Below are 16998 nucleotides of genomic sequence, written 5' to 3' on the forward strand. Positions count from 1 at the left end.
GGTGAGGATGGGAGGTTGGAGCCTCGACGCAGGCACGACGAAGGAGCTCACGATGACGCAGCCCCACGACCACGACCAGCACGACGCGCAGCCGCAGGACCCCCGGGACCCGCACGGCCAGGCGCCCCCGCCCCCGGGTGGCGGCGACGGGCAGGGCTACCAGGGCACCGGCCAGCAGGGCTACCAGGGCGCTCCGCACCAGGGCTACCAGGGCGTGCCGCAGCAGGGCGTGCCCCAGCCGTGGCAGCAGCAGCAGGTGCTCTCTCCCCAGGACCAGCGCAACTACGGGATGCTCGCCCACCTCGCCCCGGCGATCGCGATCCCGCTGTCGGCCGGCACGCTCGGCTTCGTCGCGAGCCTCGTCGTCTACCTCATGTACAAGGACCGCGGCGACTTCGTGCGGGCGCACGCCGTGAACAGCCTCAACGTCCAGATCGTCACGGCGATCGGGCTCATCCTCTCGACGCTGCTCATGGTGATCCTCATCGGGTTCATCATGTACCCGCTCATCTGCGTCGTCGCGGTCGTCATCCACGTCATCGGCGCCTCGAAGGCACGCAACGGCGAGCTGTGGAGCCCGCCGCTCACCCCCGCCTTCGTGCGCTGAATGCCCGCTCCCTCCACACTGGGGCGATGAGCACGAGCAGCGTCGAGCGGGTCGAAGGGGTCGTCGTCCGCGGCCACGGGGTCGCCTCGGGGACCGGGGCGGCCTCCCCCTTCGCCGCGGGGACGATCGAGCTGCAGGCTCCCCATCTCGCCGCCCGCGGGGTCGACCTGTCCGGCTTCCACACCGCGACGATCAACCTCGACATCTCCCCCTTCGCGCTGCACCTCCTCGCGCCGCGGTGGACCGTCGAGGGGGTCGAGTGGACCGACGTGCACGGGGCTGAGACCTTCTCCTTCGTCGAGTGCACGGTGACGCACGAGAGGCGTGAGGTCGCCGCGCTGGTCTACCACCCGCACCCCGAGACCAAGCCGATGCACCACCAGCCCGCGACCGTCGTCGAGCTGCTCGCGCCTCTGCTGCCCGGGCTCGGGTACGGCGACAGGCTGGGCTTCGCGCCCGCTCGCGGCCAGGCCGAGCTGGTCGAGGGTCAGCCGGCGTAGGCGGCCGGTCGGACGCTGAGGGTCGGTCGGACGCTGATGGTCGGGCGGACGCCGACCGCCCCGGCCGACGGCCAGCGGCCTCGCCCCCGCCGAGGGGAACGAGCCCACATCCCGCAGACCGGCCCGATCGGGCCCTCGCTCGAGTCCCCGTCAGTGGTCGCTCCTGCCCAGGGGGACGGACGCACCTTCCCGCCGACCTGGCCGATCGGACCCCTTCGGCACACCCTCGCTCCTGCTCGTCCCCGCCCAGGGGGACGAACGCGCCTCCCCGCCGGTCCGGCCGATCGGACCCCTTCGCCACACCCTCGCCCTTGCTCGTCCCCGCCAGGGGGGACGAACGCGCCTCCCCGCCGGTCCGGCCGGTCGAACCCTCGGACGACTCCTCGTCCGGACGCGTCCCGGCCCGGGGACGACAGGTCCCTGGCCGGTCTCACCCCGCGACCGCGCGGCGAGCGGGCGGACGGCACTCGTTCCCATCCACGGGGACCACACCCTGGCTTACCTGACGAACGGCGCGGGAACCGGCAGGAGCGCGACGGCCGGGGCCGGCCGACGGCGGCCCTCCTCGGGCACCTCGGCCGTGGGGCCGCACCCTGCTGCGCGCTCCTGGGTCCAGCCTCCCGCCTCGCTCTCCCCGTCCTCCTACCTCGTCACCTCCCCCTGCCTGGCTCCTGGCCCCGTCTCCTATCTCTCCCTTGCCCCAGAGGACGTTGTCAGACCCCTCGACCATTATCGAACACATGTTCGACGAGATCGAGGGCCTCTGCGACAAGGTCGTCACCGGGATGCAGGTGACGACGATGACCGCCGCCACCCTGGCGCCGTCTCAGGACGTCGCCATGCTGACCGCCGCTGCCGTCGCGGTCGAGCGCGTCCGGCGCTCGGCCGACGCCGCGCAGCTGGCGATCCTCGCCGAGCTCGCCCGGCGCGGGTTCGAGACCGGACCGGACGGCTCGACGCTGGAGACGCGTGCCCCGGCGGGCGAGGTGGCCGAGCTGGCGTGCGACACGATCGCCCTCGCGCTCGGCTGCAGCGATCACGACGCCCGGACGCGCAGCCGGCTGGCCGTGCGCCTCGGCGACGACCTCGACCCCCTCATCCGCCCGCTCATGGACGGTGCGGTCACCGAACGCACCCTGCGCCTCGTCGCCGACGAGACGCAGGACGCCTCCCGCGACGCGGCGGCGGCCGTCGTGGCCCACATGCTCGCGCCGATGCGCGGCACCGACGTGCCCCGGATCGAGGCCCTCGACCGGCACGACCTCGCCCAGGCCTGCCGGCGCGTGCTGGACCGCACCGACCCCGGCTGGCGCGAGTCCCGGGCCGAGGTCAACCGTCGCGAGCGGACGGATGTGCGCACCTATCCCGGCCCGCTGGGCACCACCGAGCTCGTCGCGTGCCTCCCGAGCGAGACCGCTCACGTCCTCATGGCCGGGGTCTGCGAGATCGCTCGCGAGCGCCAGCGCGAGGACCCCGAGCTGCGCGTGGGGCCCGCACGCGCGCTGGCGCTCGCCGACCTCGCCCTGCGCGGGGTCGAGGTGAGCACCCACGTCACGCTCGGGCTGGCGCTCGTGCGCGGGCCGAGCGAGGCCGGCGAGGCGGAGGTCCCGGGCGACGTCAAGACTGCGGGTGAGACGAGGACTGCGGGTGAGACGAGGACTGCGGGTGAGACGAGGACTGCGGGTGAGACGAGGACTGCGGGTGAGACGAGGACTGCCGGCGAGACGAGGACCGCGGGTGGTGCACGGGCCGCCAGCGCCGCGGAGGGCCGGCTGATCGACGTCGGCGCGACCGTGGAGCCCTGGGTCGGTGGAGTCGAGATCCCCCGCATCGGCTGGGTGCCGGGCTTCGTCGTCCAGCAGGTCGTCGAGCGCCTCGACAGCCGCGTCACTCGCGCCCTGCTCGACCCGGAGACCGGCACCGTGCTCGAGACCTCGACGACGGGATACGTCCCCCCGCCCTCGGTGAGGCGACTCGTCGAGCTGCGCGACACCCGGTGCCGCATGTGGGGCTGCGACCGACCGGCGGTCGCGTGCGACCTCGACCACGCGACGGTCTGGCCCGGCGGGCCGACCTGCGGCGCCAACCTGTCGGCCCTGTGCCGGCACCACCACCGCGTCAAGCACGCACCCGCGTGGAGCTACGTCCTGCACGCCGACGGGAGCGCGGAGTGGGTCTCACCAGCCGGTACCCAGCGGCTCACCTGGCCGACCGCGTACGCACCCGCGGAGGCACTCGCTCAGGCACCTGCAGAGGCGGCCTCGCACGACACCACGGGCGCACCCGATCCGTCGACACCGACGCAGCCCACGACGTCCGGCGCCGTTGCCCGCCACGACACCGTCGACCACGGCGCCGTCGCGACCGCCCCACCCTTCTGATGCGGTGCCGTCGACCCGTGACGCGGTGCGGTCGACGTGTGGTGCAACGCCGCCGACGCGCGCGGTCAGCGGCCCGTGTAGGTCCCAGGACGTCGTTCGAGCAGGGCGTCGACCGCCTCGCGGTGGTCAGCTGTCGTGTGGGCGACCGCCTGCATCGCCGCCGCCGTCTCAAGAGACGCGCGCAGCGAGACCTCGGGCGCGTCACGCAGCAGGGACTTCGCCATCCGCACGGCGGACGGAGGGTTCTTCGCGACCCGCCCGGCGAGCGCGCGGGCGACGTCGAGCAGCTCGTCGGGCTCGGCGACGGCGTTGACGAGCCCCCAGTCGAGCGCCTGCCGCGCGTCGACCCGGTCGCCGGTGAGCACCATCTCCGACGCCCGCGTCGGGCCGAGCAGACGGCTGAGCAGCCACGCACCCCCGTCGCCGGGGACGATCCCGAGCTGGACGAAGGACTCGGCGAAGAAGGCCGAGGTCGAGGCCACGCGCAGGTCGCACATGAGCGCGAGGTCGCAGCCGGCCCCGACCGCCGGGCCGTTGACAGCGGCGACCACGGGCACGTCGAGCCGCGCCATCGCCGTCGGGATGCGCTGCACCCCGCGCCGGTAGCCCTCGCGGCTCCCGCTCACCGGGCCGCCGAAGGGGGGATCGCCGCGCCGCATCGCCTTGACGTCGCCACCGCTGCTGAAGGCCGAGCCGGCGCCGGTGAGGAGGACGACACGCAGCGAGCCGTCCTGGGCGTCGTCGTTCGCCGCGTCGACCGCGGCCTCGATCGCCGCGATCATGTCGGCGCCGGTCACGGGGTTGCGCTGATCGGGCCGGTCGAGGGTCCACAGCCGCACGTGGCCGTCGTCCTCGACCCGCAGCGGGGCGGTCGTCTCGCTCATCTCGGGCTCCTTCGCTCGGGTGCGCACATGATGCCCGCACCTCCCCCTTCGCCCTCCCCCCACCCCGAAGGATGCATAACACGACGTTATGCATCTCATAAGGCAGACGATTCGGTGCAGAGGTGAGGTCAGACTTACCATCGAAGATGGCTCTCGGTCATCTCCGTCGGGGGCTCGACCCGGACACGTCAGGGGCAGCAGCGCCAACCATGAGCACCAAGACCGTCGAGACCAAGAGCCAGGTCATCATCCGCTTCGCCGGCGACTCCGGCGACGGGATGCAGCTGACGGGAGACCGCTTCACCGCGGACACCGCCCTGCTCGGCAACGACCTCTCGACCCTGCCGAACTTCCCCGCCGAGATCCGCGCGCCCCAGGGCACGCTCCCCGGCGTGAGCTCCTTCCAGCTCCACTTCGCCGACCACGCGGTGCTCACCCCCGGTGACGCGCCCGACGTGCTCGTCGCGATGAACCCGGCGGCGCTCAAGGCCAACCTGCGCGACGTGCCCCGCGGGGCGACGATCATCGTCGACACCGACGAGTTCTCCAAGCGCAACCTCAAGAAGGTCGGCTACGAGACCTCTCCGCTCGAGGACGACACCCTTGAGTCCTGGCACGTGCACGCCGTCCCGCTGACGAGCATCACCGTCGAGGCCCTCGCCGAGCACGACTCCCTCACCCGCAAGGAGAAGGAGCGGGCGAAGAACATGTTCGCCCTCGGCCTGCTGTCGTGGATGTACTCGCGGCCCACGAAGGGCACCGAGGACTTCCTCGCCCGCAAGTTCGGCGCGAAGCCCGACATCCTCGCGGCCAACCTCGCCGCGCTCAAGGCGGGCTGGAACTACGGCGAGACGACCGAGGACTTCGCCGTCTCCTACGAGGTCGCCCCGGCGACCGCCGCGCACGGCACCTACCGCAACATCACCGGCAACGCCGCGCTCGCCCTGGGTCTCGTCGCGGCCTCGCACCGCGCCGGCCGCCCGCTCGTCCTCGGGTCCTACCCGATCACCCCGGCGAGCGACATCCTCCACGCGCTGTCGGGCTACAAGCGCCACGGCGTGACGACGATCCAGGCCGAGGACGAGATCGCCGGCATCGGCATCGCGCTCGGCGCCTCCTTCGGCGGGGCCATCGGCGTGACGACGACCTCCGGCCCGGGCGTCGCGCTCAAGGCCGAGACCATCGGCCTGGCCGTGAGCCTGGAGCTGCCGCTCGTCGTCATCGACGTCCAGCGCGGCGGCCCGAGCACCGGCCTGCCGACGAAGACCGAGCAGTCCGACCTCCTCCAGGCGCTCTACGGGCGCAACGGCGAGTCGCCCGTGCCCGTCATCGCGCCGCAGACCCCGGCCGACTGCTTCGACGCCGCCGTCGAGGCCGTGCGCATCGCGACGACCTACCGCACGCCCGTCATGCTCCTGTCCGACGGCTACCTCGCCAACGGCTCGGAGCCGTGGCGGATCCCCGAGGTCGCCGACCTGCCCGACCTCACCGTCGAGCTCGCGACCGGCCCGAACTCCACCGACGAGTCGGGCGAAGAGGTCTTCCTGCCCTACCTGCGCGACCCCGAGACCCTCGCCCGCCCGTGGGCCGTGCCCGGCACGCCCGGTCTCGAGCACCGCATCGGCGGCATCGAGAAGGCCGACGGCACGGGCAACATCAGCTACGACCCGGACAACCACGACTTCATGGTCCGCACCCGTGCGGCCAAGGTCGCCGGCGTCGCCGCGACGAGCCCGCAGCTCGAGGTCGACGACCCCAGCGGCGAGGCGAAGGTCCTCGTCCTCGGCTGGGGCTCGACCTACGGCCCCTGCGCGGCCGCCGTGCGCCAGGTCCGCGACGCGGGCACCCCCGTCGCCCACGCCCACCTGCGTCACCTCAACCCCTTCCCCGCCAACACCGGGGACGTGCTGCGCGCCTACGACCGCGTCGTCGTGCCCGAGATGAACCTCGGCCAGCTCGCGATGCTGCTGCGCGCGGAGTACCTCGTCGACGTCCGCTCCCACACCTCGGTGCGCGGGCTGCCCTTCACCACGACCGAGCTCGCAGAGGTCATCACCTCCGCGGCGAAGGAGGTCTGACCATGTCGATCGATCTCGGCATCCCCACCACGGCCCGCGGCACCGACGGCGTCCCCGCCCTCGGCGAGGACGACGCGCGCCAGACCAAGCGCGACTTCACCTCCGACCAGGAGGTGCGCTGGTGCCCCGGCTGCGGCGACTACGCGATCCTCGCGGCCGTCCAGGGCTTCCTGCCCGAGCTCGGCCTGCGCCGCGAGAACATCGTCTTCGTCTCGGGCATCGGCTGCTCCTCGCGCTTCCCGTACTACCTCGACACGTACGGCATGCACTCGATCCACGGCCGCGCGCCGGCGATCGCGACGGGTCTGGCGACGAGCCGCGAGGACCTGTCGGTGTGGGTCGTCACCGGTGACGGCGACGCGCTGTCCATCGGCGGCAACCACCTCATCCACGCGCTGCGCCGCAACGTCAACATGACGATCCTGCTCTTCAACAACAAGATCTATGGGCTGACCAAGGGCCAGTACTCCCCCACCTCCGACCCGGGCACGGTGACGAAGTCGAGCCCGATGGGCAGCCTCGACGCGCCCTTCAACCCCGTCTCGCTCGCGCTCGGCGCCGAGGCGACCTTCGTCGCGCGCACGATGGACAGCGACCGCAAGCACCTCACCTCGGTGCTCAAGGCCGCCGCGCAGCACCGTGGCACCTCGCTCGTCGAGATCTACCAGAACTGCCCGATCTTCAACGACGGCGCCTTCGAGCTCATCAAGGACCGCGACCAGCAGCAGGCGCGTCTGGTCCACCTCGTCGACGGCGAGCCCGTGACGGCCGGCGACGCCGAGGCCCGCCAGGTCCTCGTGCGCGGCGAGTCCGGCGGCGTCGAGTTCGTGCCGGAGGGCGAGATCAGCGCGAAGGGGTGGGCCGACCGCGTCGTCGTCCACGACCCCGCCGCGTCGGACCCGAGCCAGGCCTTCGCCATCAGCCGCCTCGACTCGACGGCGATGACCCACGTGCCCATGGGCATCTTCCGCGACGTCGAGCGCCCGACGTACGACGACCAGGTCCGTGCCCAGGTCTCCTCGGCCGTCGAGGTCGCCGGCGGCCCGGCGGACGACGCCGCGCTCACCGAGCTGCTCCACGGCCACGACACGTGGTCGGTCCTCGTCGACCCCTCCGTCACCGAGGCCGAGGACGGTGACCCGGAGGAGAGCTGAGGCTCCCCCCTTCGGGACCACCCGACACCCCAGGGCGACCCCTGCCGGCCCGACCGGCGGGGGTCGCCCGACGTTTGCCTCCTGCTCATCCGGTCGACACCCCGTGTGCGCGAGCCGTCCCTAGGTTGCGAGAGCACCCCCTCGCCGAGACCTAGGACAGCCATGAGCCCGCATGCCGGACCGCGCACCCAGCTCCCCCTCGCCGTCGCCCACCGCGACGGCAGCCGCTCCCCGATGACCTGCACGTGGAAGTGCGCCGACGCGTGCTCGCAGCCGGTCCCGAACACGAGCGAGAACGCCTACTTCGGCGACGTCGTCGCCTCCTCGCGCCGCTCCGTGCTGCGCGCCGGCGCGCTGAGCGCCACCGCCGCCACCCTCGGCGGCCTCGCCGGGGTCGCGGGGGCGCAGCCCGCTGCCGCGGCCCCCGGCCCCGGGACGAAGGGGCGTCCGCACCTCCCCCGCCCGACCTCCCCCTTCGGCTTCGAGGGCATCGACCCCGTCCCCGCGGGCACCGACGAGGTCGTCGTCCCCAAGGGCTTCCAGTGGGCGCCGATCATCGCGTGGGGCGACCCGATCCTCCCCGGCGCGCCGGCCTTCGACTTCGACTCGCAGACCTCCGCCGCCCAGGCCGGCCAGTTCGGCTACAACTGCGACTACGTGGGGGTCATCCCGACGAACCGCAACGGCAAGGAGGCCGTGCTCGTCGCGAACAACGAGTACACGAACAACGAGCTGATGTTCGCCGGGTACGCGGGCGCGTCCTCGCTCACCGACGACCAGGTGCGCATCACGATGATGGCCCACGGCATGTCCGTGGTCGAGATGCGCCGTCGCGACAAGCACTCCCGCTGGACCTACCGCAAGGCCGCCCCGCTCAACCGCCGGATCACCGCGGTCACCCCCTTCGACATCGTCGGCCCGGTCCGCGGCAGCGAGCTCGTGCGCACCTCCGCCGACCCCCGCGGCGTCCGCGCGCTCGGCACCTTCGGCAACTGCGCCGGCGGCACGACCCCGTGGGACACCGTCCTGTCGGGCGAGGAGAACTTCAACGGCTACTTCACCCAGCCCGCGAGCGCCGGCTCGGACCGCGCCGGTCAGGCCCTCACGCGCTACGGCCTCGCCTCGGGCAGCAGCGCCCAGCACGCGTGGGACCGGGTCGAGCCCCGCTTCGACCTCACCCACGAGCCGCAGGAGGCCAACCGCTTCGGGTGGATCATCGAGGTCGACCCGCTCGACCCCACGTCGACGCCGAAGAAGCTCACCGCGCTCGGCCGGATGAAGCACGAGGGCGCGAACGTCATCATCAGCGACAGCGGCCATGTCGTCGCGTACATGGGTGACGACGAGCGCTACGACTACATGTACAAGTTCGTCAGCGCGAAGCGCTACCGCAAGGGCGACCGCCGTCACAACGCGACCCTGCTCCACGAGGGCGACCTCTACGTCGCGACCTTCGACGCCGAGGCCGACGGCACCCACGACGGCCAGGGCCGCTGGGTCCCGCTCACCCAGGGCGGGCGCTCTGCCGTCCCCGGCTTCACCCACGAGGAGGTCCTCGTCTACACGCGCCTCGCGGCCGACGCCGTCGGCGCGACGAAGATGGACCGCCCCGAGGACGTCGAGCCCAACCTCGTCACCGGCAAGATCTACGCCGCGCTGACGAACAACAGCCGCCGCACGGCCGCCGAGGTCGACGGCCCCAACCCCCGCCCGAGCAACAAGCACGGCCAGGTCCTCGAGATCACCGAGCGGCGCGGCGACCACACGGGCACCCGCTTCGCGTGGCGGCTCGTGCTCGTGTGCGGCGACCCGCAGGACCCGCAGACGTACTTCCTGGGCTACTGCAAGAGCGAGGTCAGCCCGATCTCGTGCCCGGACAACCTCGCCTTCGACGGCGACGGGAACCTGTGGATCTCCACCGACGGCAACGCGCTCGGCCACTGCGACGGGATGTACCTCTACCCGCTCGAGGGCCGCGAGGCCGGTCACCTCCAGCAGCTGCTCTCGGTGCCCGCGTACTCCGAGTGCTGCGGCCCCCTCATCCAGTGGGACGACCGGGTGGTCTTCGCTGCCGTGCAGCACCCGGGCGAGGACACCGGCGCGAGCACGACGAACGTGCTCTCGACCTTCCCCTACCAGGGCAACACGCAGCCGCGCCCCGCGGTGATCATGGTGTGGCCGAAGAACCGCGGCAAGGGCCCGCAGCACGGCGAGGGCCACGGGCACCCCAAGCGCTGAGCCTGACCACCACGAGGGGGGACCGACCCGCACCAGGCGGGTCGGTCCCCCGTCGCGTGCGGTCGTATCCTCACGTCGTGACGCCACCCTCCCCCGACCAGCAGCGATCGCACCGACTCGGTCTGCTGGCCGCCTGGTCGGCCTACCTCATCTGGGGGCTCTTCCCGCTGTACTTCCACGCGCTCGAGCCCTCGGGCGCGTGGGAGATCCTCGCCCACCGCATCGTGTGGACCCTCGTCGTGTGCCTCGGGGTCCTGCTCGTGCGCGGCGAGCTCGTCGGGCTGGCGCGGCTGCTGCGCAGCCGCCCACGGCTGGCGCTCGCCGTCGCGCTCGCCGCCTACGTCATCGCCGTCAACTGGGGCGTGTACGTCTACGCGGTGACCCAGGGCCGCACCCACGAGGCGGCGCTGGGCTACTTCCTCAACCCCATCGTCACCATCGCGCTCGGCGTCCTCGTGCTGCGCGAGACGCTGCGGCCGCTCCAGTGGGTCGCCGTGGCCATCGGCGCCAGCGCGGGGATCTACCTCGCCGTCGTCGCCGGCACGGTGCCGTGGATCTCGCTCGTCCTCGCGGCGTCCTTCGCCACCTACGGCCTCATCAAGAAGCGCCTCGGCGCCTCGCTGCCCGCCCTGCAGTCGTTGAGCGCCGAGACCGTGGCCCTCGCCCCGCTAGCCGCGGGCGTGCTGCTGTGGCTCGGGCTGACGGGGGTCTCGACCTTCACCCTCGACGCGCCGCTCCACCCGGCCCTGCTCGTCCTGTCCGGCGTCGTCACCGCCGTGCCGCTCGTCCTCTTCGCGGAGTCGGCCCGGCGGATCCCGCTCGTGACGATCGGGCTCATCCAGTTCATCACCCCGGTGGCCCAGCTCGTCATCGGGCTGGCGCTGCTCGGCGAGCACATGCCGAGCAGCCGGTGGGTCGGCTTCGGGATCGTCTGGGTCGCCCTCGTCGTCCTGTCGGTCGACTCGGTGCTCGCCGCGAGGCGCAGCCGGGTCAGCCGGCGCGGGTGACGACGCTCTCGGCGAGCGCGAGGAGCGCAGCCTTCGCGTCGCTGTCCGGCAGCGGGGCGAGCACCTCGCTCGCACCGCGACCGACCGCGAGGGTCTCCTCGCGGGCCAGGTCCATCGCGCGGTGGGCGCGCAGCAGCTCCAGGGCGCGGGCGAGGTCGGCGTCGTCGTCGAGGTCGGAGAGCAGGAGGCGCTGCAGCTCGGCGTCGGCCGGGTCGTCCGACGCGAGCGCGTGGAGCACCGGGAGGGTGCGCTTGCCCTCGCGCAGGTCGGTGCCCGGCGTCTTGCCGCTCTCGCCCGAGAGCGACGCGACGTCGATGAGGTCGTCGGCGAGCTGGAAGGCGACGCCGAGGCGCTCGCCGTACTCCGTGGCCATGGCGACGACCTCGGGGGTCGCCCCGCTGAACATTGCGCCGTAGCGGGCCGCCGTCGCGACGAGGACGCCCGTCTTGTCGGCGAGCACGCTGCGGTAGTACGCCTGCGGGTCCTCCCCCTCGGGGCAGGGCCGGTCGTCCCGGATCTGACCCGTGCACAGCCGGATGAAGGTCTGCGCCTGGATCTTCACGGCCTGCGGGCCGAGGTCGGCGATGATGTCCGACGCGCTGCCGAAGAGCAGGTCGCCGACGAGGATCGCCGTGGAGTTGTCGTACTTCGCGTTGGCGCTCGGCGCCCCGCGCCGCATGTCCGCCTCGTCCATGACGTCGTCGTGGTACAGGCTCGCGAGATGCGTCAGCTCGACCCCCGCCGCTGCGGCGACGACCTCGTCGGTGATGCCGTCGCCGAGCTCGGCGACGAGCATCGTGAGCATCGGGCGGAAGCGCTTGCCGCCCGCCTGCGCGAGGTGGAGGTTGGCCTCGCTGATGAAGTCGTCCTCGTGGCGCGTGCGCTCGAGGATGACCCGCTCGACCCGCTCGAGACCGTCGAGCAGCCGTGCGGTGAGGTCGTCGCTGGCCCCGGGGACCGCGATGATGCCAGGCGTCGAGCTCGTCACCGAGGTCACCGGACGAAGACGCTCGAGGACGCCGCAAGGTCGAGGAGCGGGCCGGGGAAGACGCCGAGCAGGACCGTGAGGACGACGCCGACGGCGATCGCGACGACGGAGAGCAGCGCCGGCTGAGCCAGCGTGACCTCGCCCGCGGGCTCGGTGAAGTACATGAGGACGATGATCCGCACGTAGACGAAGGCGGTGACCGCGCTGGCGAGCACGCCGATGACGACGAGCACGATGCCCGACAGGCCGCCGTGCTGGACCGCGGGCACGAAGGCCGCGACCTTGGCCGTGAAGCCCGACGTCAGCGGGATGCCCGCGAAGGCGAGCAGCATGAGCGTCATCGCCGCGGCGACGAAGGGGTGGCTGCGCCCGAGCCCCGCCCACTGGGAGAGGTGGGTGGCCTCGGCGCCGCGCTCGCGCACCATGGCCACGAGGGCGAAGGCGGCGATCGTCGAGGCGCCGTAGGCGACGAGGTAGAAGAGCACGCCGGAGATCGCGGTCTGGTCGAAGGCGAGGACGCCGACGAGGATGAAGCCCGCGTGCGCGACCGAGCTGTAGGCCAGGAGGCGCTTGATGTCGGTCTGGGTGACCGAAAGCACGGCGCCGACGACCATCGTCAGCGCGGCGATCGCGACGACCCCGATGTGCCACTCCCAGCGGGTGGTCTCGAGACCGACGTAGACGAGGCGCAGCAGGGCGCCGAAGGCCGCGATCTTCGTGCACGCGGCCATGAAGCCCGTGACGGCGGTCGGGGCGCCCTGGTAGACGTCCGGCGTCCACGAGTGGAAGGGCACGGCGCCGACCTTGAAGAGCAGGCCGACGAGGAGGAAGACGACGCCCGGCAGGAGCAGGCCCTCCATCTCACCGGTCGAGGTGCTCGCGGCCTGCGCGATGGTGCTGAGGCGCACCGAGCCGGCGTAGCCGTAGAGCAGGCCCGCGCCGAAGAGGAAGAAGGCCGAGCTGAAGGCGCCGAGGAGGAAGTACTTCAGCGCCGCCTCCTGGGAGAGCAGCCGGCGACGGCGACCCAGCCCGGTGATGAGGTAGAGGGGCAGCGAGAGGACCTCGAGGGCGATGAACATCGACAGCAGGTCGTTCGCGGCGGTGAACATCATCATGCCGGCGAGAGAGAAGAGCGTCAGCGGGAAGACCTCGGTGGTCGCCCAGCCGGCGCGCGCCGCGGCGCTCTCCATCTGCGAGCCCGGGGTCGCCGAGCCCATCGGGGTGAAGGCGTCCGGGCCGTCGCCGCCGAAGCGCTCGGCCATGGCGAGCAGCCCGACGAGACCGAGGACGAGCAGCGCCCCCATGAGGTAGCGGCTCGGCCCGTCGATCGCGAGGGTGCCGTCGACGGTGGCCCCGGTGACGTCGTCGCCCGAGGGCACGACGAGCGCGACGAGCGCGCCGAGGAGGGCGACGACGGAGATGCCCAGCTGGAGCGGGTAGCGCAGCCGCCGGGGCGCGAAGGCCTCGACGAGCACCCCGAGGATGGCGCCGGCGAAGACGACGACCATCGGCGCGACCGCGGCGTACGCGATGTCGGCCATCTCGAAGTCGCCTGCCATCGGCAGGCTGGTGAGCACGGCGGGCATCAGTGGTCACTCCCGTGGGTCGAGGCGGTGTCCGCCGGGGCGTCGTGTGCCGGGTCGCTGACCCCGACGACCTGCAGCGTGCGCTGCACCGCCGGGTCGAGGACGTCGAGCACGGGCTTGGGGAAGAAGCCGATGACGAGGAGGGCGGCGAGCAGCGGTGCGACGACGACCTTCTCGCGCAGCCCGAGGTCGCGCACCGGGCCGATCTGGGTCGGGGTCACCCCTTCGTCGAGGTCGGCACGCACGTAGGGCAGGTCCTGGCCGCCCGTGTCCGGGCCCTCGAGACGCGTGACCGCGCCCACGACGACGACCGGCGCGGGGCCGGTCATGACGCGCTTGTACATGAGCAGCACGTACAGCGCAGACAGGACGAGGCCGAGCGAGGCGACGACACCGGCTGCCGGGTAGCGCTGGAAGGTGCCGGTGATGACGAGGAACTCCGAGACGAAGGTCGACAGGCCCGGCAGCGACAGCGCGGACAGACCGGCGACGAGGAAGACGCCGGCCAGGGCCGGGGTCACCCGCTGCCAGCCGCCGTAGGCGTCGATGCGACGGCTGCCCCGGCGGGCGATGAGCATGCCCGCGACGAGGAAGAGCGCCGCCGTCGAGAAGCCGTGGTTGATCATGTAGAGGTTCGACCCGGCGTGGGCCGTCGAGGTGAAGGCGAAGATGCCCAGGACGATGAAGCCGAAGTGGCTCACCGACGTGAAGGCGATGAGGCGCATCATGTCGGACTGGCCGATCGCGAGGATCGCGCCGTAGACGATCGAGACGAGCGCGAGCACGACGACGACCGGCGTCGCCCACTGGCTGGCCTCCGGGAAGAGCTGGAGGCAGAAGCGGATCATCCCGTAGGTGCCGACCTTGTCGAGCACGCCGACGAGCAGGGTCGCGACCGCGGGCCGCGACTCGGCCGCGGCGTCGGGCAGCCACGTGTGCAGCGGCCACATCGGCGCCTTGATCGCGAAGGCGATGAAGAAGCCGAGGAAGAGCCAGCGCTCCGTGTCCTGCGCGATGTCGAGACCGGTGAGGCGCTCGATCATGAAGCCGTCCGTGCCGCCGGGGCCGACGACGTACAGGCCGATGACCGCGACGAGCATGATGAGCCCGCCGGCCAGCGAGTACAGGAGGAACTTCACGGCCGCGTACTGGCGCCGCTCACCGCCGTACATCCCGATGAGGAAGTACACCGGGATGAGCATCGCCTCGAAGAAGACGTAGAAGAGGAAGACGTCCGTGGCGGCGAAGACGCCGACCATGAAGGGCACGAGCGAGAGCAGCAGCGCGAAGTACGTGCTCTCCGAGCGCCCGCCGGGCACGTCGTCCCAGGCGGCCACCATGCACACGGGCGCGAGCACGAGGGCCATGAGGATGAGGGCCAGCGAGATGCCGTCGACCCCGAGGGCCCACGAGACGCCGAGCTGGGGGATCCACGAGTACTGCTCGGTGAGCTGGAACTGCTCCGAGGACCCGATGACGAACTGCGAGGCCGCCGCGCTGCCCACGGCGAGCGTGAGCAGCGAGGTGCCGAGCGCGAAGCGCTTGGCGAGGGCGGCCGGCAGGGCAGCCGTGATCGCGGCCCCGACGAGGGGCAGCGCCACGAGCAGCGACAGCCAGGGGAGGTCGGTCATCAGTTCATCACCCACAGTGCACCGAGGAGGACGACGACGCCCGTGAGCATCGTCAGGGCATAGCTGCGCGCGTAGCCGGACTGCACGCGACGCAGGCGAGACGAGGAGCCGCCGACGGCGGCGGCGAGCCCGCTGAAGACCCCGTCGACACCGGCCTTGTCGGTGAAGGCGAGGCTGCGGGTCAGGTGGATCCCGGGCCACTGCAGGAAGTTCGCGTTGAGCTGGTCCTGGTAGAGGTCGTCGCGGGCGGCGCGCGTGGCGACGGAGCCCCGCGGTGCGACCTGCGGCACCTCCTCGCGCACGTAGCGCAGGTAGGCCAGCGCGGCCCCGGCGAGGACGAGGACGATCGTCGCGGCCATGAGGACGGGGATCGGCAGGACCGGGTCCTCGTGCTCGTGGTGGCCGAAGACCGGCTCGAGGAAGGTCGGGAAGTCGAAGAGGACCATCGCGCCACCCAATGCGGCGGAGCCGACGGCGAGGACCATCATCGGGATCGTCATCACCGCGGGCGACTCGTGCGGGTGCACGTCGTCGGTCCACCGGCGCTTGCCGTGGAAGGTCATGAAGAACAGGCGCGACATGTAGAAGGCGGTGACGCCGGCGCCGAGGAGCGCGACGAGCCCGAAGACCCACGGGCGCCAACCCTCGCCGACGAAGGCGGCCTCGATGATCTTGTCCTTGCTCCAGAAGCCGGAGAAGGGCGGCAGACCGAGGATCGCCAGCCAGCCCAGGGCGAAGGTGACCCAGGTGATCTTCATGGCGCGGGACAGCCCGCCGAAGCGGCGCATGTCGACCTGGTCGCCCATGCCGTGCATGACCGAGCCGGCGCCGAGGAACATCCCGGCCTTGAAGAAGCCGTGGGTGATGAGGTGGAAGATCGCGAAGGCGTAGCCGACCGGGCCCAGACCCGCGGCGAGCATCATGTAGCCGATCTGGCTCATCGTCGAGGCCGCGAGGGCCTTCTTGATGTCGTCCTTCGCGCAGCCGACGACCGCGCCGTAGACGAGCGTGATCGCACCGACGATCGCGACGACGAGCTGCGCGTCCGGCGCCGCGTCGAAGATCGTGTGGCTGCGCACGACGAGGTAGACACCGGCGGTGACCATCGTCGCGGCGTGGATGAGCGCCGAGACCGGCGTCGGGCCGGCCATCGCGTCGCCGAGCCAGCTCTGCAGCGGGAACTGCGCGGACTTGCCGCAGGCGCCGAGGAGGAGCAGCAGGCCGATCGCGGTGAGCGCACCGGTCGAGGCGCCCCCGACCGCGGAGTCGACGCTGGCGAAGTCGACCGCGCCGAAGGTGGCGAACATCAGCGCGATGGCCAGGGCCATGCCGAGGTCGCCGACGCGGTTGGCGACGAAGGCCTTGTTCGCGGCGGTCGCGTAGGCGGCGCGGTGGTTCCAGAAGCCGATGAGCAGCCAGGACGCCAGACCCACGCCCTCCCAGCCGACGAAGAGCAGCAGGTAGCTGTCCGCGAGGACGAGCAGCAGCATCGAGGCGACGAAGAGGTTGAGGTAGGCGAAGAAGCGCCGGCGGTCGGGGTCGTGCTCCATGTACCCGAGCGAGTACACGTGGATGAGCGACCCGACGAAGGTGATGAGCAGGACGAAGCTGATCGACAGCGGGTCGACGAGCATGCCGGCCGAGAGCTGGAAGGCCCCGGCGGGGATCCACTCGTAGAGGTCGAGGTGAGAGGCCCGCTCCCCCGCGTCGACGCCGAGCATCGCGACGAGCAGCGCGGCACCGAGGAGGAAGGACGCCCAGGACAGGGCGGTGGCCAGGTAGGGGCCGAAGGCGTCCGTCGCGCGTCCGCCGAGCAGCAGCAGGGCTGCGCCGGCGAGCGGCATCGCGACGAGCAGCCAGCCCCAGGCCGTCAGACCGGTCGCTGCGTGGGCAGCGGCCGACCCTTCGGTCGTGAGGGAGACCAGGATCTGGTTGGGCACCAAG

The 16998-nt window shown here is 72.1% G+C and carries 12 protein-coding genes; 7 read left to right on the forward strand and 5 right to left on the reverse strand.

From position 1 onward, the window contains the following. Window positions 1-52: 52 nt before the first annotated feature. The 3 genes from ABIB53_RS04350 (at window position 53) to ABIB53_RS04360 (ending at window position 3488) form a co-directional block, all read left to right on the forward strand. Complete coding sequence (locus ABIB53_RS04350) at window positions 53-607, forward strand: DUF4870 domain-containing protein (RefSeq protein ID WP_354587238.1); 555 nt, start codon at window positions 53-55, stop codon at window positions 605-607. Between the two features lie 26 nt (window positions 608-633). After that, window positions 634-1107 (forward strand): hypothetical protein, encoded by a 474-nt coding sequence (locus ABIB53_RS04355; protein ID WP_354587239.1) that lies wholly within the window; start codon window positions 634-636, stop codon window positions 1105-1107. A gap of 740 nt (window positions 1108-1847) precedes the next feature. Further along, entirely contained in the window at window positions 1848-3488 is a 1641-nt protein-coding gene (locus ABIB53_RS04360) for an HNH endonuclease signature motif containing protein (protein WP_354587241.1), read from the forward strand. A gap of 65 nt (window positions 3489-3553) precedes the next feature. Here the strand turns inward: ABIB53_RS04360 and ABIB53_RS04365 are convergent, their stop codons facing one another. Continuing rightward, entirely contained in the window at window positions 3554-4372 is an 819-nt protein-coding gene (locus ABIB53_RS04365; RefSeq protein WP_354587242.1) for a crotonase/enoyl-CoA hydratase family protein, read from the reverse strand. Between the two features lie 209 nt (window positions 4373-4581). Between ABIB53_RS04365 and ABIB53_RS04370 the strand changes: the two genes are divergently transcribed. The 4 genes from ABIB53_RS04370 to rarD all read left to right on the forward strand — a co-directional run bounded on the left by ABIB53_RS04370 (window position 4582) and on the right by rarD (window position 10849). After that, window positions 4582-6450 (forward strand): 2-oxoacid:acceptor oxidoreductase subunit alpha, encoded by a 1869-nt coding sequence (locus ABIB53_RS04370; protein WP_354587243.1) that lies wholly within the window; start codon window positions 4582-4584, stop codon window positions 6448-6450. A gap of 2 nt (window positions 6451-6452) precedes the next feature. Beyond that, window positions 6453-7604, forward strand: a complete 1152-nt coding sequence (locus ABIB53_RS04375; protein WP_354587244.1) for a 2-oxoacid:ferredoxin oxidoreductase subunit beta — start codon at window positions 6453-6455, stop codon at window positions 7602-7604. A gap of 162 nt (window positions 7605-7766) precedes the next feature. Next, complete coding sequence (locus ABIB53_RS04380) at window positions 7767-9842, forward strand: PhoX family protein (RefSeq protein WP_354587245.1); 2076 nt, start codon at window positions 7767-7769, stop codon at window positions 9840-9842. A gap of 77 nt (window positions 9843-9919) precedes the next feature. Beyond that, window positions 9920-10849 carry an EamA family transporter RarD gene (rarD, locus tag ABIB53_RS04385; protein ID WP_068276890.1) on the forward strand — a complete coding sequence of 310 codons (930 nt, stop codon included), beginning with the start codon at window positions 9920-9922 and terminating at the stop codon, window positions 10847-10849. On the opposite strand, the gene ABIB53_RS04390 is transcribed toward rarD, so the two are convergent. From ABIB53_RS04390 to nuoL, 4 genes are read right to left on the reverse strand one after another with little or no spacing between them, the layout of a single operon-like run. After that, on the reverse strand, window positions 10833-11837 hold the full coding sequence (locus tag ABIB53_RS04390) for a polyprenyl synthetase family protein (RefSeq protein ID WP_123092388.1): 1005 nt from the start codon (window positions 11835-11837) through the stop codon (window positions 10833-10835). The genes rarD and ABIB53_RS04390 overlap by 17 nt on opposite strands. A gap of 5 nt (window positions 11838-11842) precedes the next feature. After that, window positions 11843-13423, reverse strand: coding sequence for an NADH-quinone oxidoreductase subunit NuoN (nuoN, locus tag ABIB53_RS04395; RefSeq protein WP_354587246.1), 1581 nt, complete (start codon window positions 13421-13423; stop codon window positions 11843-11845). Continuing rightward, the gene (locus ABIB53_RS04400) at window positions 13423-15054 is read right to left on the reverse strand and encodes an NADH-quinone oxidoreductase subunit M (protein ID WP_354587247.1); all 1632 of its coding nucleotides are present in this window, start codon (window positions 15052-15054) and stop codon (window positions 13423-13425) included. Before ABIB53_RS04400 ends, nuoN begins: the two co-directional genes overlap by 1 nt. After that, window positions 15054-16898, reverse strand: coding sequence for an NADH-quinone oxidoreductase subunit L (gene nuoL / locus ABIB53_RS04405; protein WP_502914626.1), 1845 nt, complete (start codon window positions 16896-16898; stop codon window positions 15054-15056). Before nuoL ends, ABIB53_RS04400 begins: the two co-directional genes overlap by 1 nt. Between the last annotated feature and the right edge of the window lie 100 nt (window positions 16899-16998).

Origin of the sequence: Janibacter sp. UYMM211 (assembly GCF_040547045.1) — a bacterium.
GTDB classification, from domain to species: domain Bacteria; phylum Actinomycetota; class Actinomycetes; order Actinomycetales; family Dermatophilaceae; genus Marihabitans; species Marihabitans melonis.

Coding starts and splice junctions, on each gene's coding strand:
- ABIB53_RS04350 (WP_354587238.1), top strand. CDS start 53: ATGACGCAGCCCCACGACCACGACCAGCACGACGCGCAGCCGCAGGAC.
- ABIB53_RS04355 (WP_354587239.1), top strand. CDS start 634: ATGAGCACGAGCAGCGTCGAGCGGGTCGAAGGGGTCGTCGTCCGCGGC.
- ABIB53_RS04360 (WP_354587241.1), top strand. CDS start 1,848: ATGTTCGACGAGATCGAGGGCCTCTGCGACAAGGTCGTCACCGGGATG.
- ABIB53_RS04365 (WP_354587242.1), bottom strand. CDS start 4,372: ATGAGCGAGACGACCGCCCCGCTGCGGGTCGAGGACGACGGCCACGTG.
- ABIB53_RS04370 (WP_354587243.1), top strand. CDS start 4,582: ATGAGCACCAAGACCGTCGAGACCAAGAGCCAGGTCATCATCCGCTTC.
- ABIB53_RS04375 (WP_354587244.1), top strand. CDS start 6,453: ATGTCGATCGATCTCGGCATCCCCACCACGGCCCGCGGCACCGACGGC.
- ABIB53_RS04380 (WP_354587245.1), top strand. CDS start 7,767: ATGAGCCCGCATGCCGGACCGCGCACCCAGCTCCCCCTCGCCGTCGCC.
- nuoN (WP_354587246.1), bottom strand. CDS start 13,423: ATGCCCGCCGTGCTCACCAGCCTGCCGATGGCAGGCGACTTCGAGATG.
- ABIB53_RS04400 (WP_354587247.1), bottom strand. CDS start 15,054: ATGACCGACCTCCCCTGGCTGTCGCTGCTCGTGGCGCTGCCCCTCGTC.
- nuoL (WP_502914626.1), bottom strand. CDS start 16,898: ATGCCGCTCGCCGGCGCAGCCCTGCTGCTGCTCGGCGGACGCGCGACG.